The sequence below is a fragment of the Variovorax sp. PBL-H6 genome, from assembly GCF_901827155.1.
Taxonomy (GTDB): domain Bacteria; phylum Pseudomonadota; class Gammaproteobacteria; order Burkholderiales; family Burkholderiaceae_C; genus Variovorax.
In genome coordinates this window covers 4,634,225-4,659,897 of record NZ_LR594659.1, presented here as the reverse complement: position 1 = coordinate 4,659,897, position 25,673 = coordinate 4,634,225, and the positions used below count along the sequence as shown (strand labels likewise).

Annotated in this window: 20 protein-coding genes and 2 tRNA genes; 10 read left to right on the top strand and 12 right to left on the bottom strand. The window is 66.0% G+C overall.

What is annotated here, in order from left to right:
- Window positions 1-135 precede the first annotated feature (135 nt).
- From G3W89_RS22060 to hisC, 3 genes are read left to right on the top strand one after another with little or no spacing between them, the layout of a single operon-like run.
- Entirely contained in the window at window positions 136-855 is a 720-nt protein-coding gene (locus tag G3W89_RS22060; protein ID WP_162576174.1) for a CoA pyrophosphatase, read from the top strand.
- Between the two features lie 55 nt (window positions 856-910).
- Window positions 911-1,912 (top strand): CobD/CbiB family protein, encoded by a 1,002-nt coding sequence (locus G3W89_RS22055; RefSeq protein ID WP_162576173.1) that lies wholly within the window; start codon window positions 911-913, stop codon window positions 1,910-1,912.
- Window positions 1,913-1,931: 19 nt separating this feature from the next.
- On the top strand, window positions 1,932-3,011 hold the full coding sequence (hisC, locus tag G3W89_RS22050) for a histidinol-phosphate transaminase (RefSeq protein ID WP_162576172.1): 1,080 nt from the start codon (window positions 1,932-1,934) through the stop codon (window positions 3,009-3,011).
- Window positions 3,012-3,026: 15 nt separating this feature from the next.
- Here hisC and G3W89_RS22045 read toward each other — a convergent pair whose 3' ends face one another.
- The 4 genes from G3W89_RS22045 to G3W89_RS22030 form a co-directional block, all read right to left on the bottom strand.
- Window positions 3,027-4,148, bottom strand: coding sequence for a glycosyltransferase family 4 protein (locus G3W89_RS22045; RefSeq protein ID WP_162576171.1), 1,122 nt, complete (start codon window positions 4,146-4,148; stop codon window positions 3,027-3,029).
- Window positions 4,145-5,056, bottom strand: coding sequence for a ribosome small subunit-dependent GTPase A (gene rsgA / locus G3W89_RS22040; RefSeq protein WP_162577598.1), 912 nt, complete (start codon window positions 5,054-5,056; stop codon window positions 4,145-4,147). The genes G3W89_RS22045 and rsgA overlap by 4 nt, the downstream gene beginning before the upstream one ends.
- Window positions 5,057-5,121: 65 nt before the next feature.
- Window positions 5,122-5,460, bottom strand: coding sequence for a 4a-hydroxytetrahydrobiopterin dehydratase (locus G3W89_RS22035; protein ID WP_162576170.1), 339 nt, complete (start codon window positions 5,458-5,460; stop codon window positions 5,122-5,124).
- A gap of 18 nt (window positions 5,461-5,478) precedes the next feature.
- A complete protein-coding gene (locus G3W89_RS22030; RefSeq protein WP_232076678.1) occupies window positions 5,479-6,747 on the bottom strand; it encodes a M48 family metallopeptidase in 1,269 nt (422 codons plus the stop codon).
- Between the two features lie 65 nt (window positions 6,748-6,812).
- Between G3W89_RS22030 and orn the strand changes: the two genes are divergently transcribed.
- The 3 genes from orn (at window position 6,813) to G3W89_RS22015 (ending at window position 11,114) form a co-directional block, all read left to right on the top strand.
- Complete coding sequence (gene orn, locus G3W89_RS22025; protein ID WP_162576169.1) at window positions 6,813-7,409, top strand: oligoribonuclease; 597 nt, start codon at window positions 6,813-6,815, stop codon at window positions 7,407-7,409.
- 224 nt (window positions 7,410-7,633) lie between these two features.
- On the top strand, window positions 7,634-9,451 hold the full coding sequence (locus G3W89_RS22020; RefSeq protein ID WP_162576168.1) for a DEAD/DEAH box helicase: 1,818 nt from the start codon (window positions 7,634-7,636) through the stop codon (window positions 9,449-9,451).
- Window positions 9,452-9,668: 217 nt separating this feature from the next.
- Entirely contained in the window at window positions 9,669-11,114 is a 1,446-nt protein-coding gene (locus G3W89_RS22015) for an NAD-dependent succinate-semialdehyde dehydrogenase (protein WP_162576167.1), read from the top strand.
- Window positions 11,115-11,269: 155 nt separating this feature from the next.
- Here G3W89_RS22015 and G3W89_RS22010 read toward each other — a convergent pair.
- Window positions 11,270-11,345: transfer RNA gene (locus G3W89_RS22010), tRNA-Lys, on the bottom strand.
- 64 nt (window positions 11,346-11,409) lie between these two features.
- Complete coding sequence (gene bktB, locus G3W89_RS22005) at window positions 11,410-12,591, bottom strand: beta-ketothiolase BktB (protein ID WP_162576166.1); 1,182 nt, start codon at window positions 12,589-12,591, stop codon at window positions 11,410-11,412.
- Between the two features lie 111 nt (window positions 12,592-12,702).
- Here bktB and G3W89_RS22000 point away from each other — a divergent pair, with 111 nt between their 5' ends.
- Complete coding sequence (locus G3W89_RS22000) at window positions 12,703-13,410, top strand: SDR family NAD(P)-dependent oxidoreductase (protein WP_162576165.1); 708 nt, start codon at window positions 12,703-12,705, stop codon at window positions 13,408-13,410.
- A gap of 53 nt (window positions 13,411-13,463) precedes the next feature.
- On the opposite strand, the gene G3W89_RS21995 is transcribed toward G3W89_RS22000, so the two are convergent.
- From G3W89_RS21995 to G3W89_RS21985, 3 genes are all read right to left on the bottom strand, one after another.
- A tRNA-Ala gene (locus G3W89_RS21995) sits at window positions 13,464-13,539 on the bottom strand.
- 52 nt (window positions 13,540-13,591) lie between these two features.
- Window positions 13,592-14,569: a GMP reductase gene (locus G3W89_RS21990; RefSeq protein WP_162576164.1), complete on the bottom strand. Its 978-nt coding sequence runs from the start codon at window positions 14,567-14,569 to the stop codon at window positions 13,592-13,594.
- Between the two features lie 225 nt (window positions 14,570-14,794).
- The gene (locus tag G3W89_RS21985) at window positions 14,795-16,582 is read right to left on the bottom strand and encodes a protein kinase domain-containing protein (RefSeq protein WP_162576163.1); all 1,788 of its coding nucleotides are present in this window, start codon (window positions 16,580-16,582) and stop codon (window positions 14,795-14,797) included.
- Window positions 16,583-16,804: 222 nt separating this feature from the next.
- Here G3W89_RS21985 and G3W89_RS21980 point away from each other — a divergent pair, with 222 nt between their 5' ends.
- A complete protein-coding gene (locus G3W89_RS21980) occupies window positions 16,805-19,168 on the top strand; it encodes a UvrD-helicase domain-containing protein (protein ID WP_162576162.1) in 2,364 nt (787 codons plus the stop codon).
- A 27-nt stretch (window positions 19,169-19,195) separates the two neighbouring features.
- On the opposite strand, the gene G3W89_RS21975 is transcribed toward G3W89_RS21980, so the two are convergent.
- From G3W89_RS21975 to G3W89_RS21965, 3 genes are read right to left on the bottom strand one after another with little or no spacing between them, the layout of a single operon-like run.
- Window positions 19,196-19,999 (bottom strand): BPSS1780 family membrane protein, encoded by an 804-nt coding sequence (locus G3W89_RS21975; protein WP_162576161.1) that lies wholly within the window; start codon window positions 19,997-19,999, stop codon window positions 19,196-19,198.
- Between the two features lie 17 nt (window positions 20,000-20,016).
- Complete coding sequence (locus G3W89_RS21970) at window positions 20,017-21,066, bottom strand: homoserine kinase (protein ID WP_162576160.1); 1,050 nt, start codon at window positions 21,064-21,066, stop codon at window positions 20,017-20,019.
- A 12-nt stretch (window positions 21,067-21,078) separates the two neighbouring features.
- Window positions 21,079-21,441 carry a hypothetical protein gene (locus G3W89_RS21965; RefSeq protein ID WP_162576159.1) on the bottom strand — a complete coding sequence of 121 codons (363 nt, stop codon included), beginning with the start codon at window positions 21,439-21,441 and terminating at the stop codon, window positions 21,079-21,081.
- Between the two features lie 98 nt (window positions 21,442-21,539).
- Here G3W89_RS21965 and polA point away from each other — a divergent pair, with 98 nt between their 5' ends.
- Both polA and G3W89_RS21955 read left to right on the top strand, forming a co-directional pair.
- Complete coding sequence (gene polA, locus G3W89_RS21960; RefSeq protein ID WP_162576158.1) at window positions 21,540-24,332, top strand: DNA polymerase I; 2,793 nt, start codon at window positions 21,540-21,542, stop codon at window positions 24,330-24,332.
- Between the two features lie 51 nt (window positions 24,333-24,383).
- Complete coding sequence (locus G3W89_RS21955) at window positions 24,384-25,673, top strand: M20/M25/M40 family metallo-hydrolase (RefSeq protein ID WP_162576157.1); 1,290 nt, start codon at window positions 24,384-24,386, stop codon at window positions 25,671-25,673.

Genomic DNA, 25,673 nt, shown 5'->3' with positions numbered 1-25,673 from the left:
CTCTGGGCGGCTTTTTTGCGTTGTTGCCCTGAAGAAACGAAGCGATCGTGATTTTTGTCGTGGCGCCGCTTGTCCCCACGGCGCCGTTTAGCGTTTTACTCTCCAGGTCCCGACTTGACCGCTCCGCCACCCGCCATGCCCACCGCCCCCGCCGAAGAGACCGTCAACGCCGTTTTGCCTTCGGCACTGCGTTCCTTCGATCCGCGCCAGGTGCCGGTGGTCGGCGTCGACACCACGCTTGCCGCTGTTCCGCACACGCGTTTCGATGCGCAAGCGCTGCGTGCTCGCTTCGCCGCCCCGCCTGCCTGGGCGCCCGAACTGCGGAGCGAGCCGCGCCTGACGAGCCGCTTGCCGGCCGCAGCCGCAGTGCTGGTGCCGATCGTGCTGCGCGAGGTGCCCACCGTGCTCCTCACCGAGCGGACCGCCAACCTGTCCACCCATTCGGGCCAAGTGGCCTTTCCCGGCGGGCGGGTCGACCCTGAGGATGCCAACGTCGCGGCCGCCGCCCTTCGCGAAGCATGGGAAGAGGTTGGCCTCTCGGCCGAGTACATCGAGGTACTGGGGACGCTACCCACCTACACGACGGTCACCTCCTTTGTGGTGACGCCGGTGGTCGGTCTCGTGCACCCGGACTTCGAGCTGACCCTCAATCCCTTTGAGGTCGCGCAGGCCTTCGAGGTCCCGCTCGCCTACCTGATGAACCCGGCGAACCACCGCCGCCACGCCCTGGTCGACGACGAGCTCCAGTCGCGCGAATGGTTCTCGATGCCCTACCAAGATGGTGCGCACGAGCGCTATGTCTGGGGTGCGACGGCCGGCATGCTGCGCAACCTCTACCGCTTCCTCTCGGCCTGACGGCACGATGCCGGCGCCTGGCGCGACGCCGGGGACCACTCGCTATCATCGACGAATGAGCTTCTTTGCGATCTTGTGCGCCTTGCTGATCGAGCAGGTGCGGCCGCTCGCATATCACAACCCGGTGTATGGCGGCGTCCTGGCATGGACGCGTTGGACCAGCCGCAACTTCGACGCCGGCAAGCCGCATCACGGCTGGGTCGCCTGGGCGCTCGCGGTGCTGGTGCCCACGGCGCTTGCGCTGGGCGTGCACTGGCTGCTGGCGCTCACGCTCGGCCTGCCCTTCGCCGTGCTGTGGAGCGTGGCGGTGCTCTACGTCACGCTCGGATTCAGGCAGTTCAGCCACCACTTCACCGGCATTCGCGACGCCCTCGACGTGGGCGACGAGGCATTGGCCCGCTCACTGCTGGCTCACTGGCAGCGCGTGGATGCGGCGGACCTGCCCCGCAGCGAGATCGTGCGCCATGTGATCGAGCATTCCGTGATCGCGGCGCACCGCCATGTGTTCGGCGTCCTGGCTTGGTTCTCGATCCTTGCCGCGTTCGGGCTGGGGCCGGCCGGGGCGGTGTTCTACCGCATGAGCGAGTTCGTCGCGCGCTACTGGGCGCACAAGAACAACGCCTCGGTCCAACCCTCCAGCATCTGGGTCCAGCAAGCGGCCGACCATGCTTGGGCGCTGATCGACTGGCTGCCTGCCCGCATCACGGCCATCGGCTTCGCCGTGGTCGGCAGCTTCGAGGAGGCGATCGACTGCTGGCGCAATGACGCCCGCCGCTTTCCCAACGAGAACGACGGTGTGATCCTGGCCGCGACCTCGGGTGCGGTCAATGTGCGACTCGGCGGTGGCGTGCTCAGCTCGGTGCCGCTGCCTGATCCGCTGTCGCGGGCGCAGGCGGGCGACACGCTCGCTGGCGCGCGCGACCTGGACAGCGGCAGCACCCCGGGGCGCGAGCCCGAGCCTGCGCATCTGCGCAGCGTGGTGGGCCTGGTCTGGCGCTCGGTCGTCATGTGGATGGTGCTGCTGGCGCTGCTCACGCTGGCGCGCCTGTTGGGTTGAGCCCATCGGATCGATCCCCTTGAACACCACGCCCAGCTTCTGGAGCCCGCGCGTCGCGGCCCTCGAGCCCTATGTGCCGGGCGAGCAGCCGAGCATCGCGAAGCTGGTCAAGCTCAACACCAACGAGAACGCCTTCGGGCCTTCGCCCCATGTGCTCGAAGCCATCGAGGCTGCGGCTTCCGAGGGGCTCGAGCGCTATCCCGACCCTGAATCGGTGGCGCTGCGCGAAGCCGTTGCCGCACGCCATGGACTGGATAGCTCGCAGGTCTTCGCTGGCAATGGGTCCGACGAGGTGCTGGCCCACGCCTTCTTCGCCTTCTTCCAGCAGGCCGAGCCACTGTTGATCCCGGACGTCACCTACAGCTTCTATCGCGTCTATGCGCAGCTGTACGGCATTGCTTGCGAGCTGCAGCCGGTGGACGCCGGGCTGCGCATCGATGTTCCCGCAATGGCCGCGCGCGCCGCAGCCGGCTGTGGCGGCATCGTGATCGCCAATCCCAATGCGCCGACGGGCACTGGCCTGCCGCTCGGCAGCATTCAACGCCTGCTCGAAGCGTGCCCGCGGCGCGTGGTGCTGGTGGATGAGGCCTACGTGGATTTCGGCGGCGAGAGCGCGCTGCCGCTGATCGAGCGGCATCCGAATCTGCTGGTGGTGCAGACCCTGTCCAAGTCGCGGTCGCTCGCCGGGTTGCGCGTAGGTTTTGCCTGCGCACAGGCGCATTTGATCGAGGCGCTGCAGCGGGTCAAGAACAGTTTCAACTCCTACCCGATCGATCGCCTCGCAAGTGCAGGCGCTATCGCAGCGCTCGCGGATGAGGACTGGTTCGCCCATACGCGGCATCAGGTCATGGACATCCGCGAGGGCTTGACCCTGCAACTCGAAGACCTTGGCTTCGAGGTCCTGCCCTCGCAGGCCAATTTCCTGTTCTTGCGTCACCCCGCGCACGATGCCGCGGCACTGGCATCGGCGCTGCGAGCGCATGCGGTGCTGGTGCGGCATTTCGACCAGCCGCGCATCGCGCAGTACCTGCGCATCAGCATCGGCACGCGCGAGCAGTGCAGCGCGCTGGTCGACGCGCTCACCGACATTCTGGGCTGAAGCCGGGCAGGGCGCTCAGGCCTTGCGAGCGATGCCTGAGAGCATCTCGATGTACTGGCCGACGAGGCGTCTGGGTGCGAAGCTCCCGGCGCGCTCACGTGCCTTCGCCGCCTGTGTGGCGCGCAGGGCCGGATCGTCCAGCACGCGCTGCATCTGGGCGGCCAGGGCTTCGTCGTCACCATTCGGAAAAGTCAGCCCGGCATCGCCCACGCATTCGGCCAGTCCGCCCTGGGCCGACACGATGAGGCTCTTGCCCGCGGCCAGCAGTTCCACTGCGACGCCCCCCATGGGCTCGTACCACACCGAGGGGATCACGCCGATCATGCCCTTCGCCACCCAGTCGACCAGGCCCTCCCCGGATTGCGCGCCGACGAAGCGCACCGAGGACCCGATGCCCAGCTCTGCGACCAGACGCTCGATCTGTGCTCGTGCGCTGCCGTCCCCGATCAGCAGCAGGCGCGGTTGGCCGGGGTGGCGCTCATGCACCTTCGCGAAGGCGCGGACCAGGACGTCCACGCCTTTCTCCTGCACCAGCCTGCCCATGTAGAAGAACTCGTACTCGGCTTCCTTGCGGTCCGCTGCGCGGAATCGCTCGATTGGAAAAGGGTTGTAGATCTGCACCTGCCGTGGCAGCGGCAAGGCTTGGTTCATCCATTCGGTGATGGCGACGTTGCGCGTCACGCCGAACTTGGCGACGGCGCGGCGCAGCAGGAGCTTCAGGCCCTCCTTCAAGCCGTTTGCGTAGCCGCTGCGGCGCACATGAAAGAGAAAGGAAGCGAAAGGGGACAGCGGCGCCGGCTTGCCGTCGACCCAACCCGCGCCGTCGATGCAGCTAGCCTGATAGCCCACATGCACCCAGACGAAGGGCTTGCGGTAAAGCAGAACCCAGGGCTGCAGCGCCATGGTAGCGCCGTTGAACAGCACCACGTCGGCCCAGCGCAGAAGCTCCCGTACATGCCGGCTCGAGGGCTGGCGGATCACCTCGAAAGGAAAGACCTCGACCTCCTGACTCGCCGTCTGCGTGACGACCCTGCACTCGACCCCGCGGGCCACGAAGCCTTCGACCAGTGCCCGCGACACGGTCTCGACACCGCCGACCGAAGGATGGAAGACATGGGAGTACAGCAGCACTTTCATCGGTGGCGAGGCTGGCTCAATTCGGCGAACAGCTCGCCATAAATACGGTAGCGCGAGGGGCTGATCGAGCCCGGGTGGCCCGGCGAGGTCACGTGCGGGATCACGCCGCAGCCCGGCTCGTGCAGGTGCGTGCAGTTGTAGAACTTGCACTCGCCGGCGTGCTCGGCGATGTCGGGCATCAGCGACGCGAGCTGCATCGGCTCGATGTGGTTCAGACCGAATTCCTGGAAGCCCGGTGAATCGATCAGCGCCGTGCTGCGCGCCTCGTCCACCCAGTACCAGGTGGTGCTGGTGGTGGTGTGCTTGCCCGAATTCAGCGCCTGCGAGATCTCTGCCGTCGTAGCGCGCGCGCTGGGCACCAGCAGGTTGGTCAGCGTGCTCTTGCCTACGCCGGAGGGGCCGAGCACCAGCGTGGTCTTGCCCGCCAGCAGCTTCATCAGGGTGGCGCGATCCACTTCGGGCGAGGCCTTGAGCGACAGCGGCAGCACGCCGTGGTGCATGCGGCGATAGGGCGCCAGCCGCTCCCAGGCCCGCTCGAAAGGCGCCACGACGTCGCTCTTGTTGAGCGCGATGATGGAGGCGATGCGCTCGGCTGCCGCCGCGATCAGCGAGCGCGCCAGCTGCGTTTCCGAAAACTCGGGCTCGGCCGCGATCAGGATCAGCACCTGGTCGAGGTTGGCTGCGAAGGACTTGGTGCGGATCTCGTCCTGCCGGTAGAACAGGTTCCTGCGCGCCTGCACCTCCTCGATGGTGCCTTCGTCCTCGCTTGCCTGCCAGCGCACCCGGTCGCCGACCAGGGCCTGGCTCTTCTTGCCGCGCGGATGGCAGATGACGCGCTCGCCCTCCGGCGTCTCGACCACGCAATGGCGGCCGTGACTCGCGATGACGAGGCCGTCGCGCCGCGCCATGTGCCCGTCGGAATCGCCGCGCGGCCGGGGGCGCGCGAGCTTAGCCAAGAGTGCGGTCCATCGGCTCAGGCGGCCAGCAGCGCATCCGCCTGCGCTGCGCAGTCGAAGTCCGTGGCAGAGAGGCCAGCCACGTCGTGCGTGTTGAAGCGCACCACGCATCGGTTGTAGTGCACCGAGAGGTCGGGATGGTGGTCCTGTTTGTGCGCGACAAGCGCAAGCGCGTTCACGAAGGCGATTGTCTCGAAGTAGTTCGCGAAGCTGAAGGTCTTCTCGATCGCGACATCGGCACCATCGCCGGTGAGCTTCCATCCGTCCACCCGAGCGAGGTGGGACACGATCTCCGTCGCGCTCAGCGCTCGCCGCGCCTTCGTCTTCCAGTCGATGGGTTTCAACATGCTGCTCATGATCGTCTCTTCCCAGGGTCAGGCCGCCATCCGCGCGAGGCGCTCGGACGCGGGCGGGTGCGAGTAGTAGAACTTGACGAACACCGGATCCGGCGTGAGCGTCGAGGCGTTGTCCTGATAGAGCTTGAGCAGCGCCCGCGACAGGTCGGCCCGGCTGGCTTGGGCCATCGCATAGGCATCGGCCTCGAACTCGTGCCGGCGCGAGATCAGAGCTGGCAGCGGTGCGACGAAAAAGCCGAACACCGGCACGGCAAGCATGAACAGCAGAATCGCCAGCGCATCGTTGGGTGCGGCCATGTTGGGCTGCACGCCCAGCCCGGTGTAGAACCACGCAAGCCCGGAGAGCCAGCCCAGAAGCGCGAAGCCGGCCAGGCTCAGCGCGAACATCGCGGCGATGCGCTTGAGCACATGCCGGTGCTTGAAGTGCCCCAGCTCGTGCGCGAGCACCGCCTCGACCTCGCCTGCATCGAGCTGGCGTAGCAGCGTGTCGTAGAAGACCACGCGCTTGCTGGCGCCGAAACCGGTGAAGTACGCGTTGGCATGCGCGCTGCGCCTGCTGCCGTCCATCACGAACAGACCCTTGGCCGCGAAGCCGCAGCGCTGCATCAGCGCAGTGACGCGGGCCTTGAGCGTGGCATCGTCCAGCGGCTGGAACTTGTTGAAGAGCGGCGCGATGAACGTCGGGTAGACCAACATCAGCAGGAGGTTGAAACCCATCCACGCGCCCCAGCCCCAGAGCCACCACAAGCGGCCAGCCGCCCCCATCAACCAGAGGATCAATGCCGCGATCGGCAGGCCGATCAGTGCGCCCAGCAGCAGCGCCTTGAAGCCGTCGGCCAGCCAGAGTTGCCAGGTCATCTTGTTGAAGCCGAAGCGCTCCTCCAGCCGGAAGGTCTGCCACAAGGTGAAAGGCAGCTCGAGCAGCCCGCCGATAAGGGCAAAGGCGGCGAGCAGCGCGAGCTGCTGCCACATACCGCCGCCCAGCGCGTCGAGGAGCAGCTCGTTGAGCAGGTTGAGCCCGCCCAACAGCGTCCAGCCCAGCAGCACCATCGCGCCCCAGACCATCTCGAGCAAGCCGAAGCGGGTCTTTGCGATCGTGTAGTCGGCCGCCTTCTGGTGCGCGGCAAGCGTGATGGCCTGCGCGAAGGCAGCCGGCACTGCGTCGCGGTGGCTTGCCACGTGTCGGATCTGCCGCGTGGCCAGCCAGAATTTCACGATCAGGCCCGCGACCAGCGCGAGTGCGAAGGCGAGGGTGAGCAACAGCGAAGCGGGCAGGGGAGCAACCATGGCGCAGCGAGTTTAGCCCGCAGGCATGCCCACTCGGGCTCAAGGTCATCGACGACAATCGGCGGATGCCCGATTCCATCGCCACGACCGCAGCCGCGCCCGCCACCACACTCAAGAAGAGTGACCAGAACCTCGTCTGGCTGGATTGCGAAATGAGCGGTCTGGACCCCGAGAAGGAACGCTTGCTCGAGATCGCAGTGGTCGTGACCGGCCCCGACCTCACCCCCCGCATCGACGGCCCGGTACTCGTGATCCACCAGAACGACGCGGTACTCGACGGCATGGACTCCTGGAACAAAGGTACGCACGGTCGCAGCGGGCTGATCGACAAGGTCAAGGCTTCCACGCTGGACGAGGCGGCGGCCGAGCTGCAGCTGCTCGAATTCGTGGCGCGCTACATCCCGAAGCACGGCTCGCCCATGTGCGGCAACACCATCGGTCAGGACCGTCGCTTCCTGGTCAGGTTCATGCCCAGGCTGGAGGCGTATTTCCACTACCGCAACCTGGACGTCAGCACGCTCAAGGAGCTCGCCAAGCGCTGGAAGCCAGCCGCCTACAACGCCTTCAAGAAGCAGCAGGCCCATACCGCGCTGGCCGACGTGCACGAGTCGATCGAGGAGCTGGCGCACTACCGCGATACCTTCCTGCGTCTGCAGGATTAGGTGAAAACTTCAGAGCCATGCGATAATCGATAGCTTCGCTTTCGGGCAGTCCTTTCAAAGAAGGTGCCCAGAGCGCTTCTTGCATCTCCCTATCTTGCACACCGCGCCCACATGAATGGGCCGCAGCCTCGGCGAAAGCCTAGGCTGATATGTCGTTGGATGGTTGATGTTTTCGCCACCCGACGGGGTGCCGCTCACGGCGGTGCCCGCACTTGGATTTTTCAATGACCGACGCTTTTGAAGCGCAGGGCGACTTCGCGCCTGTGCAATCCGATGACTTCGCTGCTGTTCGCGGCGAATCGCCTTCCGTTCCCCACACCGAGGCTTCCGAAGTGCTCGAGGCACTCGACGCCGTCGCACCTGCCGAGCCGGCGCAGCCCAACGGCTTCGTCCAAATGGGCTTGGCGAGCGAACTGATCGCTGCTGTCCAAGACCTTGGCTTCACCCAGCCCACTGCCGTGCAGGCGCAGGCGATTCCCCGCGCCATGGGCGCCAGCGGCGGAGCCGACGGTGCAGCCCGCTTCGTCGACCTGATGGTCTCCAGCCAGACCGGCAGCGGCAAGACCGCCGCTTTCCTGCTGCCTGTGCTGCACACCCTGCTGCAGCGCCAGGCCGAAGCCGCTGCCGCGGCCAAGGCCGAGCACCAGCGCCAAGCCGCTGAGGCCGCCGCCCGCGGCGAAGCGCAGCCCAAGAAGAGCAAGCGCAAGGACCCGACCAACCCACGCCACTTCAAGGCCGCCACCCCCGGCGCGTTGATCCTGTGCCCCACGCGCGAGCTGGCCCAGCAGGTCGCGCACGACGCGATCGACCTGGTGAAGCACTGCCGCGGCCTGCGTATCGCCAATGTGGTGGGCGGCATGCCCTATCAGTTGCAGATCGCCCGGCTGCAGAACGCCGACCTCGTGGTCGCCACGCCCGGCCGGCTGCTGGACCTGCAGCGCTCGATGCAGATCAAGCTCGACCAAGTCAAGTTCCTGGTGGTCGACGAGGCCGACCGGATGCTCGACCTCGGCTTTGCCGACGACCTGGCCGAGATCAACCAGCTCACCATCGAGCGCCAGCAGACCATGATGTTCAGCGCCACTTTCGCGCCGCGCATCCAGCAACTGGCACAGCGCGTGATGCGCGAGCCGCAGCGCGTGACCATCGATAACCCCCAGGAGAAGCACGCCAACATCAAGCAGGTGCTGTTCTGGAGCGACAACGCCCAGCACAAGCGCAAGCTGCTCGACCATTGGCTGCGCGACACCAGCATCAACCAGGCCATCGTCTTCTGCAGCACGCAGGTGGAATGCGACGGCCTCGCTGCTGACCTGCAACAGGGCGGCTTCAGCGCAGTGGCGCTGCACGGTGCGCTGAGCCAGGGCCTGCGCAACCGCCGGCTGATGGCGCTGCGCCAGGGTCAGGTGCAGATCCTGGTGGCCACCGACGTGGCCGCGCGCGGCATCGACGTGCCGACCATCACCCACGTCTTCAACTTCGGCCTGCCGATGAAGGCGGAGGACTACACGCACCGTATCGGCCGCACCGGCCGGGCCGGACGCGACGGCCTGGCCGTGACCTTTGCCGAGTTCCGCGATCGCCGCAAGATCTTCGACATCGAGGCCTACAGCCGCCAGCCCTTCACGGCCGAGGTGATCCCCGGCCTGGAGCCGCAGCAGCGCTTCCCGCAGGGCCGTCCGCAGGGAGACTTCGGCGGCGGCCGCGGTCGCGAGAACCGCGAAAACCATTCGCGCGACCGCAAGTTCGGCGGCCCGCGCGCCGGCTATGCCAATGCCAGCGGCTTCAACGACCGCGGCCCGGCGCCGCGCGGCCACGCGCCTTCACGCGGCTTCCAGGGCCAGGGCCCGGGCCAAGCGCAGGGGAGGGGCCGTGACGAGGCCGGTAGCTACGGCCGCAAGCCCGGCTGGGGCGACAGCGCGCCGCGCGCCAGCGCTGGCGCTGGCGCTGGTGGCCCTCGCGGACACGGCGGCGCGCATGGGGGCGCCAAGGCCTTCGTGCCGCGCGAAGGGCAGCGCCGCGCCTTCAAGCCGACCCGTTGAAGCGTCGATCTCTCTGCAAAGCCCGCCTTCCCCGAGGCGGGCTTTTTTGCGTCCGCGAAGCCCAGGCCTCCATGTGGAGCCCGGGCGCGAGGGGTTTTGTCCCACTCGTGGAGGCGACCCGCCGCGTCGGGCGACAATGGCGCACGGGACGGCCTCGCGCCCGCTCCCGTCCGAATCCGGCATCAACATCCCCCCCTGAAAGAACCCAAGGACCGACATGAGCACATCGACCTACGTTGACACCCGCCTGCTGATCAATGGCGAATGGTGCGACGCCGCGAGCGGCAAGACCCTGGACGTCGTCAACCCGGCCACCGGCAAGTCCATCGGCAAGGTCGCGCACGCCGGCATCGCCGACCTGGACCGCGCGCTGGAGGCCGCGCAGCGTGGCTTCCAGGCCTGGCGAAAGATCCCCGCCAACGAACGCGCGGCCACCATGCGCAAGGCCGCCGGTCTGCTGCGCGAGCGCGCACCCGAGATCGCCCGCCTGCTGACGCTGGAGCAGGGCAAGCCCTTCGCAGAGGCGCGCGTCGAGGTGCTCGCAGGCGCCGACATCATCGAATGGTTCGCCGACGAAGGCCGCCGCGTCTACGGGCGCATCGTGCCTTCGCGCAATCTGGCGGCGCAGCAACTGGTGATCAAGGAGCCGGTCGGCCCAGTGGCCGCCTTCACGCCCTGGAACTTCCCGATCAACCAGGTCGTGCGCAAGCTGGGTGCCGCGCTGGCCACCGGCTGCTCCTTCCTGGCGAAGGCGCCCGAAGAGACACCAGCCTCGCCCGCGGCCCTGCTGCAGGCCTTCGTCGACGCCGGTGTGCCGCCCGGCACGGTGGGCCTGGTGTTCGGCAACCCCGCCGAGATCTCCAGCTACCTGATCGCGCATCCGATCATCCGCAAGGTCACCTTCACGGGCTCCACCCCGGTGGGCAAGCAGCTCGCCGCCCTGGCCGGCCAGCACATGAAGCGCGCCACGATGGAACTGGGCGGCCACGCGCCGGTGATCGTCGCCGACGATGCCGACGTTGCCCTTGCCGTCAAGGCCGCGGGCGGCGCCAAGTTCCGCAACGCGGGGCAGGTGTGCATCTCGCCGACGCGCTTCCTGGTGCACAACAGCATCAAGGCCGAATTCGCGCAAGCGCTGGTCAAACATGCCGAAGGCCTCAAGCTGGGCGACGGCCTGACCGAGGGCACGACCCTCGGGCCGCTGGCCAATGCACGCCGCCTCACGGCCATGGCCCAGGTCCTGGACGATGCACGGAGCAAGGGCGCGAAAGTCGCGACCGGCGGCGAGCGCATCGGCTCGGTCGGCAACTTCTTCGCCCCCACCGTGCTGACTGACGTGCCCCTCGAAGCCGACGTGTTCAACAACGAGCCCTTCGGGCCGGTCGCCGCCATCCGCGGCTTCGACGCGCTCGAGGAAGCCATTGCCGAGGCCAACCGCCTGCCATTCGGCCTGGCGGGCTATGCCTTCACGCGCTCGTTCAAGAACACGCACCTGCTGTCGCAGCAGCTCGAAGTCGGCATGCTGTGGATCAACCAGCCGGCCGCGCCTTCGCCGGAAATGCCCTTCGGCGGCGTCAAGGACTCGGGCTACGGTTCCGAGGGCGGGCCGGAGGCGATGGAGGCCTATCTCAACACCAAGGCCGTGTCGATCATGGCGGCCTGAGGCCGGCTGCGGCCGGACGGAAGACGCGGGCGCATCGCCCGCGTTTTTTTTTACTGCGCGCTGGTGCGCCTGTGAAAGTCCGTCCGAAACCACCTCCAAAGAAAAAAGCCCGCCATCTTCGGATGGCGGGCTTTTCAGCGTTGGTGCGGTAATTTTGGTGGGCCCTGAGTGACTCGAACACTCGACCTACGGATTAAGAGTCCGCTGCTCTACCAACTGAGCTAAGAGCCCCTGATCGACATTGCTGTCATTCAGGCAATCCAAAGATTATAGCAACAATGAATGCGTCCTCGTCTCACGCGCGCTCGAAGATGCAGGCGATGCCCTGGCCGCCGCCGATGCACATGGTCACCAGCGCATAGCGGCCCTGGATGCGCTCCAGCTCGTAGAGCGCCTTGACGGTAATCAGCGCGCCGGTGGCGCCGATCGGATGGCCGAGGGAGATGCCGGAGCCGTTGGGGTTCACCTTCGCGGGGTCCAGACCGAGGTCCTGACTGACCGCGCAAGCCTGTGCGGCAAAGGCCTCGTTGGCCTCGACCACGTCCATGTCCGAAGCTTTGAGGCCCGCCTTCTCCAGCGCCTTGCGCGAGGCCGGCACCGGCCCGATGCCCATGTAATTCGGGTCCACGCCAGCGAAGGCGTAGGCCACGATCCGCGCCATCGGCTTCAGGCCGCGGCGCGCCGCCTCTTCCTTCTCCATCAGCACCACGGCCGCGGCGGCGTCGTTGATGCCGGAGGCATTGCCGGCCGTCACCGTGCCGTTCTCCTTCAGGAAGGCGGGCTTGAGCTTGGCCATGTCTTCCATCTTGGCGTCGAAGCGCACATGCTCGTCGGTGTCGAACTGCGTCGGGCCCTTGCGGCTCTGCAGCGGCACCGGGATGATCTGGCTCTTGAAGTAGCCGCTCTCGATCGCCTTCTGCGCACGCTGGTGGCTGGTCAGCGCGGTCTGGTCCTGCGTCTCACGGCTGATGTTCCACTTCTTGGCCACGTTCTCGGCCGTCACGCCCATGTGGATGTTCTCGAAGGGGTCGTGCAGCGCGCCGATCATCATGTCCACCAGTTTCATGTCGCCCATGCGCACGCCCCAGCGCGCGGTGAGCGAGGACAGCGGGGCGCGGCTCATGCTCTCGGCGCCACCGCCGACGGCCACCTTCGCGTCGCCGAGCTGGATGCTCTGCGCCGCGCTCACGATCGCCTGCAGGCCGGAGCCGCAGAGGCGGTTGACCGTGAGCGCAGGCGTTTCCTGGGCGCAGCCGCCCTCGATGGCGGCCACGCGGGCCATGTACATGTCGCGCGGCTCGGTATTGACCACGTGGCCGAAGACCACATGGCCCACGTCCTTGCCGTCGACTTTGGCGCGCGCGAGCGCTTCCTGGGTCACCAGCGCGGCGAGGCGCGTGGGCGGCACGTCCTTGAGCGCGCCGCCGAAGGTACCGATCGCCGTGCGAACGCCGCTGACAACAACTACTTCTTTCATGACAAGTCTCCGAGTGCAGTTGAAAGGGGGAGGGGAGGGGAAAGGGACAATGATGCACGTTTCCTGCGTGACCTCGGCGTTACGATGCCTGCCCGAACAAGGAGCCGCGAAATGATCGACCCCAACACCTCCCGCCATGTCGTGGTCACAGGCGCTGCCGGCGCCTTGGGCCGCGCCGTCGTGCAGCACTTCCTCGACCAGGGCGCCCGCATCGCCCTGCTCGACCACCGGATGGAACACATCGTCAACGTCTTCCCGGGACTGGACAACTCACAACACCTGTTGCTCGAGGCTGACGTGACTTCCGGGGAGAGCATGGGGGATGCGGCTGGTCGCATCCTTGCAGCCTTCAAGCATGTGGATGCGCTGGTGCACATCGCCGGCGGCTTCGAGATGGGCGAAGAGGTGCACGCGCTGAGCCGCCCGGCCTGGGACCGAATGATGAACCTGAACGCATGGTCCTTCGTCGCAGTCTCGCAGGCGCTGGTGCCCTCGATGATCGAGCGCAAGTCCGGCAGCGTGATTGCTGTCACGGCCAAGGGCGCCGCGCGCGGCGCCGCAGCCATGGCCGCCTACATCGCGTCGAAGAGCGCGCTGCAGCGCCTCGTCGAAGCCTCGGCTGCCGAACTGGCGCCGCATGGGATCACAGTGAACAGCATTGCGCCCAGCACGCTGGACACGCCGGCCAACCGCCAGGCCATGCCCAACGCCAAGCCTGAGAGCTGGGTCTCGACGACGGTGGCGGCCCAGACCATCGGCTTCCTGGCCTCGCCCGCGGCTGCGGCGCTGCACGGCCAGCACCTGACGCTGGACGCCTGAAAACCCTGAAAGCAAAAAGGCCCCGGCGAATGCCGAGGCCGCATGAGAAGAGTTGGTGGAGAGGATGAGGATCGAACTCACGACCTCCGCATTGCGAACGCGGCGCTCTCCCAGCTGAGCTACCCCCCCAACGCAGCGCAAATTCTAACCAGAATCGAGCGACCCCGGCGCCACTCGCGTCTTACATCAGCAGGTGCTCGCCCGCGTTGTCGCCGCCCAGCGTGACGTAGTTGACCTTGCGGATATCCATGAGCTTGCGCCCGCCCGAGTAGCTGATGGAACTCTGGATGTCCTGTTCCATCTCGACCAGCGTGTCGGCCAGCTTGCCCTTGATCGGCTCGAGGATGCGCTTGCCCTCGACGTGCTTGTACTCGCCCTTGTTGAAGTCGCTGGCCGAGCCGTAGTACTCTTTGAAGAGCGCTCCGTCGACTTCCACCGTCCTGCCCGGGGAGTCCTCGTGGCCGGCGAACAGCGAACCGATCATCACCATCGACGCGCCGAAGCGGATGCTCTTGGCGATGTCGCCGTGGTCGCGGATGCCGCCGTCGGCGATGATGGGCTTGGTGGCCACTCGCGCGCACCACTTGAGCGCCGACAGCTGCCAGCCGCCGGTGCCGAAGCCGGTCTTGAGCTTCGTGATGCAGACCTTGCCCGGGCCGATGCCGACCTTGGTGGCGTCGGCGCCCCAGTTCTCGAGGTCGATCACCGCCTCGGGCGTGCCCACGTTGCCTGCGATCACGAAGGCCTTCGGCAGCTTCTTCTTGAGGTAGGCGATCATGTTCTTCACCGTGTCGGCGTGGCCGTGTGCGATGTCGATGGTGATGTACTCGGGCGCCAAGCCCTCGGCGGCCAGGCGGTCCACCGTCTCGTAGTCCGGCTTCTTGACGCCCAGCGAGATGGAGGCGAAGACGCCCTTGGCGTGCATGTCCTTCACGAACAGGACGTTGTCGAGGTCGAAGCGGTGCATCACGTAGAAGTAGCCGTTCTGCGCCAGCCAGGTGCAGATGGTCTCGTCGACCACCGTTTTCATGTTCGCGGGCACGGTCGGGATGCGGAAGGTGCGGCCGCCCAGCGTGACACTGGCGTCACACTCGGAGCGGCTTTCCACCACGCATTTGCGCGGCAGCAGGAGGATGTTGTCGTAGTCGAAGATCTGCATGGAACCAAGCTCCTGAAGAGGTCGTTGAAGAACGAATGAGCGCTTGGTCTGGCCGGTCTTGGCGCGCGCTTCGCAAAGAAGACGCGCACAAAAAACCGGGCGCAAGAAGCTTGGGCCCGGTGAGTGATTCTAGTAGTGAGGCGGCGCGTGTGCAGACCGATGTGCAAATACCGTCCATGCAAGGGGGCGAATGAACCAATCGTCGCGCCGCTTGCACTGGTTGCGTCAAACCTCGATCAGTTGATTGGCAGGAGGTTCGAGGATCAGCTCGCGCGCAGCGAACAATTCAGCGGGACTCTGATTCGCATAGGACTTGATCGACGGGTGCTCGAGCACGTCCGTGAGCGAAGGCCGCCTGGAGGGATTCGGATCAAGCATCTGGATGATGAGCTGGTGCAATGGCAACGGGTTGTCGGGGTCAAATCCAAGCTGCTGGAGTCGACCGCGCTCATCTTTTGTGATGAAGTCGTTGATTAGGTTGACGGTGACTGTATTGAATCCCTGGTGTGGGAACGGCAGAAGGCGTCTAGGGTCGTCGGTCGAGTCTTGGCCATCGAACCGTGGCGAATTAAATTGGTACAAAACCACTCCCAATGACCAGATGTCGGCCTCAAAGGTGATAGTTCCTGCGTTGTTGAGTCCGTTAATCAGTTCTGGGGCACTGAACTCGGGTGAGTCGGTCGGGCTCAACATGGTCTTGGCGAGCGTCGCGCGTGAAGTGCCGAAGTCGATAAGTAAAGGCGCACCGTTCTCATCGAGAGCGTAGTTCTCGGGTTTGAGATCAAGATGCATAACACCCTGGGCATGGGCGTTCTTCGCCCCCGTGACCATGTTCGCGAACATGGTCATGAGCGAATGCGACGCGCGCGCGCTGCCAAGTTTCTGCAGCTTCAATAGAGCCTTGTTGGCATCACCGTTTGGTGCATGCTGGAGAACCATCATCGGTCCGGCTTCGGGCGTTTGTACGATTCCCAGGAGCCCCACGATGTGCTCGGGCTTGCCCATCGTTACGTGGGCGTGTACCCGAGCTTCCCGCAGGGCTTGGGGCGCCTTTTCTTTGTCGTCATGGTGCAACGACTTCACGACAACGGTCCTAGTGCCGCACCTGTAGATATATGGGCCATTTTTACAGATGGGGGTGTCATCACGCACGAACTCGGCCGTGCCGTGGATGAGCTTTTTCTCGTCGACCCATTTGAATTGGTCCAAGTCTTGCCTGTCGGCGCCATTCATTTTCATATCGCCGTTGCGTATCAGGCTGACGAGGTGATCAATGAGATATGTGGCTTTTGGGCTTCCGAGCGCGGCCTTGGGCGTAGCGTTGGCCCAGATCTCGGCGAACTCCCAGGCTGTCTTGATCTCTTCGTGGGCAATCGGATTCGTTCCGAGAGCGTCTACATCGAGAGCAGCCATTCTCTTGGCGAAGTTCAGAAAATCGTCAATGGATTTCTGGGTGAACGTAGTAGGAGACACATTTTTGGACGGCAACGCTTTGAGGAAATAGTGAGTCCTCTGCGTCTTTATCAATTTGTCGGCGACGACCTTCATGTTCGCATTGAATTTCCGTTGCTGTTCGGCATGGGCTTGCTCCGCCTTGGGGATAATGTCCAGCAGCGCGTGCAGATCTTTCGCGACAACGGAGTCCGATTCCTTGATCTGGGCCCGTACCACATCCAGCTTTTCTTGCACGAGAGGGTTCCTTGAAACGCCTCTGTTGTCGACATCTTTTTCGAGCCGATCTAGGACAGCTCTTGCTGAATTCTTGCTGTTTTTAGAACGGCCGCTCGCTGCCTCCCATAGACGCTTGGCACGCTTAGGCTCTGCCCACGTCTTTGCATAAATGACCGTGCCCCGGCCCTCGAACCCGATGCGCTCCTTGGAGTGTTTATTTAAGCCCAGTTGTTTAACGGTGTCGGTGGGTGTGCGCGATACCTGCGCTGGACTACTCTCGGCCTTCGGTGTTACTTCGTAGAACTTGACTTCGGGTTTGATGGTTGCGGTGGTTGATCGCATAAGTGAGATCTGAAGAGCTCAGAGTGACAATTCGCAGAAATATTCATCTGCCATGAAAAACCGAAGTAGTCAGTCAACGAGACAGTCGGGACGGCGCTTCCTGCTATGCGACATCCTGTGCAAGATAAGTAACGAATGGCCGGAAACGATTCCATCTTTCCTACGAGGGCGCGTGATGGTGTGCAGTTGAATCGTGCAAAACTGCACTTCCTACAATGCGCCATGCAGTCCGACACCCCCGCGCCCGCCTCCCCTTTGTTGCAAAACCTCAACCCCGAGCAGCTCGCCGCCGTCACGCTGCCCGTCGGCAACGCCCTGATCCTGGCCGGCGCCGGCTCCGGCAAGACTCGCGTCCTGACCACCCGCATCGCCTGGCTGCTGCAGACCGGCCAGGTCTCGCCTGGCGGCATCCTGGCCGTCACCTTCACCAACAAGGCAGCCAAGGAAATGATGGCGCGGCTCACTGCCATGCTGCCCGTCAACGCCCGCGGCATGTGGATCGGCACCTTCCACGGCCTGTGCAACCGTTTCCTGCGCGCGCACTGGAAGCTGGCCGGGCTACCGTCAACCTTCCAGATCCTCGACACCCAGGACCAGCTCTCGGCCATCAAGCGGCTGATGAAGCAGTACAACGTCGACGAAGAGCGCTTCCCGGCCAAGCAGACCCAGTGGTTCATCGCCGGCGCCAAGGAAGACGGCCTGCGGCCGCGCGATGTCGAGGCCCGCAGCGAGGACGACCGCAAGAAGGTCGAGCTCTACCAGCTCTACGAGGAGCAGTGCCAGCGCGAAGGCGTGGTCGATTTCGGCGAGCTGATGCTGCGCAGCTACGAGCTGCTGCGCGACAACGACCCGGTGCGCGAGCACTACCAGCGGCGCTTCCGCCATATCCTCATCGACGAATTCCAGGACACCAACCGCCTGCAGTACGCCTGGATCAAGATGCTCGCCGGCCACACAGTGGAGGGTCGCTTCGTCCCCGGCGACAACAGCGTGCTCGCGGTGGGCGACGACGACCAGAGCATCTACGCCTTCCGCGGGGCGCGAGTGGGCAACATGGCGGATTTCGTGCAGGAGTTCAACGTCACGCACCAGATCAAGCTGGAACAGAACTACCGCAGCTACAGCAACATCCTCGACTCGGCCAACGCGCTGATCAGCCATAACAAGAAGCGGCTGGGCAAGAACCTGCGCACCGACCAGGGGCCCGGCGAGCCGGTGCGCGTCTACGAATCCACCAGCGACTTCGCCGAGGCGCAGTGGATGGTCGAGGAGATGCGGCAGCTGGTGCGCGACGGCATCGAGCGCAAGGAAATGGCGGTGCTCTACCGCAGCAACGCACAGAGCCGCGTGATCGAGACCGCGCTCTTCAATGCCGCGGTACCTTACCGCGTCTACGGCGGACTGCGCTTCTTCGAGCGCGCCGAGATCAAGCATGCGCTGGCCTACCTGCGGCTGCTCGAGAACAAGGACGACGACACCAGCTTCCTGCGCATCGTCAACTTCCCGCCGCGCGGCATCGGCGCGCGCAGCATCGAGCAATTACAGGATGCGGCCCGTGCCGCGAGCCAATCCATGCACGATGCGGTCGCCGCCGTCGGTGGCAAGGCCGGCGCCAACCTGTCGGCCTTCGTCGCCAAGATCGACGTGCTGCGCGAGCAGACCCAAGGCCAGTCCCTGCGCGAGATCATCGAGCTGGTGCTGCAACACAGCGGCCTGATCGAGCACTACCGCAGCGAGCGCGAAGGCGCCGACCGCATCGAGAACCTGGAGGAACTGGTCAATGCAGCCGAGAGCTTCGTCACGCAGGAGGGCTTCGGCCGCGATGCGGTGGCGATGCCGGTCGACGAACTGCGCCAGTCGCCGGCCAGCCAGGGCCTCGACCCCAACCTGCCGATCACCGACGAGCCGCTCGCGCCCGACGCCGAAACCGGCGAGACCATGAGCCCGCTCGCCGCCTTCCTGACCCACGCCGCTCTGGAGTCGGGCGACAACCAGGCGCAGGCCGGGCAGGACGCGGTGCAGCTGATGACGGTTCACGCAGCCAAGGGCCTGGAGTTCGATTGCGTGTTCATCACCGGCATGGAGGAGGGCCTCTTTCCACACGAGAACTCGCTGTCGGATTTCGAAAGCCTGGAAGAGGAGCGGCGGCTGATGTACGTGGCCATCACGCGCGCCCGAAAGCGCCTCTACCTGAGCCACTCGCAGACGCGCATGCTGCACGGCCAGACCCGCTACAACCTCAAGAGCCGCTTCTTCGACGAGCTGCCGGAGACCGCGCTCAAGTGGCTGACGCCGAAGAACCAGGGCTTCACGCCTTCGGCTTTCGGCTACGGCGGCGGCTACGCGAGCACGCGCGGCGGCAGCTACGGCAGCAAGGAAAGCTTCGCCAGCCCACCCGTGCCACCGCAAAAGGCCGCGCCTTCGCATGGGTTGCGTTCGGGCATGCAGGTCTTCCACAACAAGTTCGGCGAGGGCACCGTGCTCGCGCTGGAGGGCAGCGGTGACGATGCACGCGCGCAGATCAACTTTCCGCGCCACGGCATCAAGTGGCTGGCGCTGTCGGTGGCGAAGCTGACGCCGGTCTGAGCGCTGCGTCCGGTTCCGGTTCCCGGATCAGTCCGCCCGGAAGCTGTCCCTGAAAGTGAACCAGGTCGAGCTCAGCGACATGGCCGCCAGCACCAGGGCGCTGCCGATCATCAGCGCGCTGCCGATGGCGGAGGCGCCGCCGCCCATGCCGATGGCGCCGACACCCACCAGCACCGTAGCCAGCAGCCCGATGGCGATGCCGGCGACGAGGAACACGCCGAACCAGGAGAGGCAGAACATCGCGTAGGCGCCGAAGTTGCGGAACAACGCGACCAGGCTGAAGAACAGGCTCTTCACCGGTTCCACGTGATGCCAGTGCACCAGCGCCGGCGCATGCCACATGGCCAGTGACAGCGGCAGGTTGAGGACCATGACGAACATGCGCGCGGCCTGGAACTCGCTGCTGGCCATCACCTCGGGCGCGAGCGTCTCGTCGAGCAGGTAGGCGCGCGCCAGCTGCCCGCCGTCCAGCAGGGCCGAGGCGCCGACGGCCAGGACGAAGTAGGCGGCCGAGATCAGGCCCAGCACGATCATCGGCCGCCACTCGCTGCGCACCGCTTCGGCCGCGGACGCGAACATGGCTGGCGCGGCCGGCTTCTGCCGGTCGTTGGCGTAGGCGACCGAGGTCGCGACCATCAGCCCCAGCGTCATGAAGGGCAGCAGGATCGGCGCCAGCACGCTGCCGATCAACGGCAGCTGCGAGGCGATCGAGATCGAGGCCATGAACAGGAAGAAGAGCGAGATGAAGGCCAGCGGCTGCCGCCAGAAAGTCTTGAGCCCGATGCGGACCCATTCGGCGCCGGTGCGTGCCGGCACGAGGTTCAGTTTCATGAGGGGTGCGCCGAGACTCAGGCGGCCTGCGGCTCGCCGAGGGCATTGCAAGAAGACAAAGGTGTGGCCGGTGCCCGCGAGCGTTCGCGCAGCACGCGCTCGAAGTGGGTCGGGTCATGAGCCTTGAGCAGGCTCGCCTCGCGCGGCAGGTGGAAGTCCCAGAGCCGCGAGATCCAGAAGCGCAGGGCCGCGGCGCGCAGCATTGCGGGCAGCAGGGCTCGCTCGGCCCCGGTGAGTGGCCGCACGGTGCCGTACGCGGCCAGCAGGGCGTCGGCGCGTACCGGGTCGTGCCGACCTGTAGGCAAGTCGATCGCCCAGTCGTTGAGGCACACCGCCAGGTCGAACAGCCAGGTGTCGGTGCCGGCGAAGTAGAAGTCGAACACGCCGGTCAGGCGCGGCGAGTCGCCGTCTGCCGCGAACATGGCGTTGTCGCGGAACAGGTCGGCATGCACCGGGCCGCGCGGCAGCGCCGCGTAGGCCGAGGATTGCGCGACGTGGTTCTGGTAGGCAAGCTCGCTCTTCAACAGTGCCGCCTGCGGCGCTTCGAGGTGGGGCAGCACCACGGGTGCGGTGTCATTCCACCAGTCCAGGCCCCGCAGGTTGGGCTGGATGCGGGGGAAGTCGCGTGCCGCCTGATGCATGCGCGCGAGGAGACGGCCCAGCTCGGCGCAATGCGCGGCGGTCGGGGCCAGCTCGCTCTTGCCTTCGAGCCGCTGCACCAGCGCGGCCGGCTTGTCCGCGACCCGATGCAGGAATTCGCATGGCGCATTCGCCGGAATGGAGAGGGCGTGCCCGCCTGGCGGCTCGACCGCCGGGTCGGCAACCGGCTCAGGCACCGGAATGCCACGCGAGGCCAGATGCTTCATCAGGCACAGGTAATAGGGCAGTTGCTGCGGCCCCAGGCGCTCGAACAGCGTCAGGACGAATTCGCCCGATGCGGTGCTGGCGAAAAAGTTGGTGTTCTCGATGCCGCCTTCGATGCCTCGCAGTGCGGTGAGCGGGCCCAGGCCGAGGCGCTGAACCAGCGCATCGGCTTCGTCGAACCCGACTTCGGTGAAAACCGCCACGGCCGCCGGCGCTCAGAACTTGAGCACGTTCCAGACCCGCGCGCCGTTGCCGTTGCCGCTGCCGCCGCCGGCGTCCGTGGGACCCTGCCGATCGAGCCCGCTGTTGTTGGGCAGCACCTCGTAGGAGGGCACGTTCGCCTTGGGCTGGACCGTGATGCTCTGGGTCCGGCCGCCGTACCGCACCTCGTCGACGCGCGCACCGGCATCCTCGACGTGGATGTGCTCGATCTTCTGGTTGCGGCGCGGCGATTCGGGCGTGGCCTGGGCCTCGGCGGGCGGCGGCGCGCTCTGGGCATGAACGGCGGCCAGCGGTGCGGCACCGGCCAGCGCGCTCAGCAGGACGGCGCGGGCAAGCAGAAGGGGAGTGGAGGACATGGGCGGATTGTAGGCGGCAGTCCCGTGCGCCGTTGTCAGCCGGTGGCGACGTTCTCCGTCGTGCGGGCGCTCGGACGCGGCGCGGCAAAATGGGCCGGATGACCGACAAGAAAACATTGCTGCTCGTGGATGGTTCGAGCTACCTCTACCGCGCTTTCCACGCGATGCCCGATCTGCGCGCGGTGCCGGGCGATCCCCGCAGCCCGGCGACAGGCGCCATCCGCGGCATGATCAACATGCTGCAGGTGCTGCGCCGCGAGGTGCGCGCCGACTACGCCGCCTGCGTCTTCGACGCGCCCGGCAAGACCTTCAGGGATGATTGGTATCCCGAGTACAAGGCCAACCGCTCCCCGATGCCCGACGACCTGCGCAGCCAGGTCGAGCCTATTCACGAAGTCGTCAAGCTCCTGGGATGGCCGGTGCTGTGCGTGCCCGACATCGAGGCCGACGACGTGATCGGCACGCTGGCGCGCACCGCGGCGAACCAGGGCGTCGAGGTGATCGTCTCCAGCGGAGACAAGGACCTGAGCCAACTGGTCGACCAGCACGTCACCATCATCGACACCATGAACGGCAAGAAGCGCGACGTGGCCGGCGTCACGGCCGAGTTCGGCGTGCCGCCCCGCCTGATGGTCGACTACCAGACGCTGGTGGGCGACAGCGTCGACAACGTGCCCGGGGTCGACAAGGTGGGCCCGAAGACGGCCGCCAAGTGGCTGCTGGAGTACGGCTCGCTCGATGCGCTGATCGCCCGCGCCGGCGAGGTCAAGGGCCAGGCCGGCGAGAACCTGCGAAAGGCGCTCGACTGGCTGCCGCAGGGCAGGCGCCTGGTGACCATCCGCACCGATTGCGAGCTCGATGGCCATGTGCCGGGGCTGCCCGCGCTCGACGGCATCGCCATCGGCCCGCAGCAGGTCGACGCACTGAAGAGCTTCTATGAGAGGTATGGCTTCAAGAGCCTGGTGAAGACGCTGGAGGCGCACGAAGTCCCGCCCGAGCTCATCGAGGAGAACAAGGCGATGCGCGGCCCGGAGGGCGGCACCGGCCTGCTCGAGGAGCCGGCCGCCGATGCCGCGGCCAAGGCCAGCAACCTGGTCTACGACACGGTCCTCGACTGGGCACTCTTCGAAGCCTGGCTGGCGAAGGTCGAGGCCGCCGAGCTGGTCGCGCTGGACACCGAGACCACCTCGCTGGACGAGGTCCATGCCGAGATCGTGGGCATCAGCTTCAGCGTCAAGCCGGGCGAGGCGGCCTACATCCCGGTGGCGCACAACTACGGCGACGCGCCGGTGCAACTGCCGCGCGACGAGGTGCTCGCCAAACTCAAGCCCTGGCTCCAGGACGGCACGAAGAAGAAGCTGGGGCAGCACGTCAAGTACGACCGCCATGTGTTCGCCAACCACGGCATCGAGGTGCAGGGCTATGCGCACGACACCATGCTGCAGAGCTACGTGCTGGAAGTGCACAAGCCGCACGGCCTGGCCAGCCTGGCCGAGCGCCACCTGGGCCGCAGCGGCATCGACTACGAAGACCTGTGCGGCAAGGGCGCGCACCAGATCCCGTTCAGCCAGGTGTCGATCGACAAGGCTGCCGAGTACGCCTGCGAGGACTCCGACCAGACGCTGGACGTGCACCTCGCGCTCTGGCCCAGACTGCAGGCCGACGACAAGCTTCGCTTCATCTACGAACTGGAGATGGCCTCCAGCGAGGCGCTCTACCGGGTCGAGCGCAATGGCGTGCTGATCGACGCGCCCACACTGGCGGCGCAGAGCAACGAACTGGGCAAGCGCATCATGGCGCTGGAGCAGGAGGCGTATGAGCTCGCGGGCCAACCCTTCAACCTGGGCTCGCCGAAGCAGATCGGCGAGGTCTTCTTCACCAAGCTGGGGCTGCCGGTGGTCAAGAAGACGCCGAGCGGCGCCCCGAGCACCGACGAGGAGGTGCTGGAGAAACTGGCCGAGGACTTCCCGCTGCCGGCCAAGATCCTCGAGCACCGCGGCCTGTCCAAGCTCAAGGGCACCTACACCGACAAGCTGGGCCAGCTGGCGCATCCGCGCTCGGGCCGCGTGCACACGCACTACGCACAGGCCGTGGCGGTGACGGGGCGGCTGTCCAGCAACGACCCCAACCTGCAGAACATCCCCATCCGCACCCCTGAAGGACGGCGCGTGCGCGAGGCTTTCGTGGCACCCGCGGGCAGTGTGATCGCGAGTTCCGACTACTCGCAGATCGAGCTGCGCATCATGGCCCACATCAGTGGCGACGCGTCGCTGCTGCGCGCATTCACCGAAGGCATCGACGTGCACCGCGCGACCGCTGCCGAGGTGTTCGGCGTGGCGGTGGACCAGGTGTCGAACGAGCAGCGCCGCTACGCCAAGGTGATCAACTTCGGGCTGATCTACGGCATGAGCAGCTTCGGCCTGGCGCGCAACCTCGGCATCGAGACCAAGGCCGCTGCCTCCTACATCGACCGTTACTTCGCCCGCTATCCGGGCGTGAAGATCTACATGGACGAGACCAAGGCGTCGGCCAAGGAAATGGGATACGTCGAGACAGTTTTCGGCCGGCGCCTCTACCTGCCCGAAATCAGGTCGCCCAACGGGCCTCGTCGCGGTGCAGCCGAGCGCGCCGCCATCAACGCGCCGATGCAGGGCACGGCGGCCGACCTGATCAAGCTCAGCATGGTCAAGGTGCAGGAGGTGCTCGACGCCGAGCAGCGCCGTACCAAGATGATCATGCAGGTGCACGACGAACTGGTGTTCGAGGTGCCCGAGGATGAAGTCGACTGGGTTCGCGGCGAGATCCCGCGGATCATGGCGGGCGTGGCGGAACTCAAGGTCCCGCTCCTGGCCGAGATCGGCTTCGGCCCGAACTGGGACAAGGCCCACTGAAGGACGAAGAGAAAGAAGACGGACCCGAGAAAGAAAGGAAAGACAAGAAAGATGAAGCTCCCGCATTCCCTCCGCGCCTTCGCGCTCGGCGCCCTCTGCGCCGCCTGGCTCGGCATCGCCTCGGCCGCGCCCGATGAGCGCATCGCCGCGCTGGCCGCCAAGGAAAAGCCCGCCCTGCTCGATACCTTGAAGCAGCTGGTCTCCATCGAATCGGGCAGCCGCGACCTCGAAGGGCTGGACAAGATCGCCAACCTGATCGCCGAGCGGCTCAAGGCGATGGGCGGCCAGGTCGAGCTGGTCGACCCGACGGCCGAGGCCTACCGCATGGAGGACACGCCGGAGAAGATCGGCAAGGCAGTACGCGCCACCTTCAAGGGCACGGGCAGCAAGAAGATCATGCTGATCGCCCACATGGACACGGTCTATCGAATCGGCATGCTGAACAAGCAGCCGTTCCGCATCGAAGGCGACAAGGCTTACGGCCTCGGCATTGCCGACGACAAGCAGGGTGTCGCCGTCATCCTGCACGCCGTGGCGCTGCTGAAGGCGCTGGACTTCAACGAGTACGGCACGCTCACGGTGCTGATCAACGGCGACGAGGAAATCAGCTCGCCCGGCTCGCGCGCGCTCATCAGCCGGCTCGGCGCGGAGCACGACGCGGTGATGTCGTACGAGGGCGCCTCGATCAAGGAAGACAAGCTCTCGCTGGCCACCGCCGGCATCGCCTCGGTGTCGCTCAACGTCAGCGGCAAGGCCTCGCATGCGGGCTCGGCGCCGGAGCTGGGTGTGAACGCGCTCTACGAGCTCTCGCACCAGATCCTGCAGATGCGCGACCTGTCCGATCCGGCAACCGGCCTCAAGATGAACTGGACCATCGCGAAGGCGGGCACCAATCGCAACGTGATCCCGGCGTCGGCCAGCGCCGGAGCCGACGTGCGTGTGCTCAAGGTCAGCGACTACGACCGCATCGAGAAGCAGGTGCAGGAGCGCGTGAAGAAGCAGCTGATCCCCGAGGCCAGGGTCGAGATGAAGTTCGAGCGACGCCGGCCGCCGCTGGAGGCGACCGACGCCTCGCGCACGCTCGCCTCGCATGCACAGGCGGTCTACAAGGAACTGGGTCGCGATCTCGGCGCGGACGACAAGGTGGCCGGTGGCGGCACCGATGCGGCCTTTGCGGCGCTGCAGACCAAGGCGCCCGTGGTGGAGCGCTTCGGCTTGCAGGGCTTCGGCGCGCACTCGGCGGATGCCGAGTACGTGTTGATCGACTCCATCGAGCCGCGGCTCTACCTGGCGGCGCGGATGGTGATGGACATCTCGCGCGGCAAGGTCGATCCGAAGTAG

Bases quoted from the DNA above. Each gene is read 5' to 3' on its own strand.
- G3W89_RS22020 (WP_162576168.1), top strand. From the start codon at position 7,634: ATGACCGACGCTTTTGAAGCGCAGGGCGACTTCGCGCCTGTGCAATCC.
- rsgA (WP_162577598.1), bottom strand. From the start codon at position 5,056: ATGGCGCGGCGCGACGGCCTCGTCATCGCGAGTCACGGCCGCCATTGC.
- G3W89_RS21990 (WP_162576164.1), bottom strand. From the start codon at position 14,569: ATGCAGATCTTCGACTACGACAACATCCTCCTGCTGCCGCGCAAATGC.
- G3W89_RS21955 (WP_162576157.1), top strand. From the start codon at position 24,384: ATGAAGCTCCCGCATTCCCTCCGCGCCTTCGCGCTCGGCGCCCTCTGC.
- G3W89_RS22055 (WP_162576173.1), top strand. From the start codon at position 911: ATGAGCTTCTTTGCGATCTTGTGCGCCTTGCTGATCGAGCAGGTGCGG.
- G3W89_RS21965 (WP_162576159.1), bottom strand. From the start codon at position 21,441: ATGTCCTCCACTCCCCTTCTGCTTGCCCGCGCCGTCCTGCTGAGCGCG.
- G3W89_RS21980 (WP_162576162.1), top strand. From the start codon at position 16,805: ATGCAGTCCGACACCCCCGCGCCCGCCTCCCCTTTGTTGCAAAACCTC.
- G3W89_RS21975 (WP_162576161.1), bottom strand. From the start codon at position 19,999: ATGAAACTGAACCTCGTGCCGGCACGCACCGGCGCCGAATGGGTCCGC.
- G3W89_RS22045 (WP_162576171.1), bottom strand. From the start codon at position 4,148: ATGAAAGTGCTGCTGTACTCCCATGTCTTCCATCCTTCGGTCGGCGGT.
- G3W89_RS21985 (WP_162576163.1), bottom strand. From the start codon at position 16,582: ATGCGATCAACCACCGCAACCATCAAACCCGAAGTCAAGTTCTACGAA.
- G3W89_RS22000 (WP_162576165.1), top strand. From the start codon at position 12,703: ATGATCGACCCCAACACCTCCCGCCATGTCGTGGTCACAGGCGCTGCC.
- orn (WP_162576169.1), top strand. From the start codon at position 6,813: ATGCCCGATTCCATCGCCACGACCGCAGCCGCGCCCGCCACCACACTC.
- G3W89_RS22060 (WP_162576174.1), top strand. From the start codon at position 136: ATGCCCACCGCCCCCGCCGAAGAGACCGTCAACGCCGTTTTGCCTTCG.
- bktB (WP_162576166.1), bottom strand. From the start codon at position 12,591: ATGAAAGAAGTAGTTGTTGTCAGCGGCGTTCGCACGGCGATCGGTACC.
- polA (WP_162576158.1), top strand. From the start codon at position 21,540: ATGACCGACAAGAAAACATTGCTGCTCGTGGATGGTTCGAGCTACCTC.
- G3W89_RS22035 (WP_162576170.1), bottom strand. From the start codon at position 5,460: ATGAGCAGCATGTTGAAACCCATCGACTGGAAGACGAAGGCGCGGCGA.
- G3W89_RS22015 (WP_162576167.1), top strand. From the start codon at position 9,669: ATGAGCACATCGACCTACGTTGACACCCGCCTGCTGATCAATGGCGAA.
- G3W89_RS22030 (WP_232076678.1), bottom strand. From the start codon at position 6,747: ATGGTTGCTCCCCTGCCCGCTTCGCTGTTGCTCACCCTCGCCTTCGCA.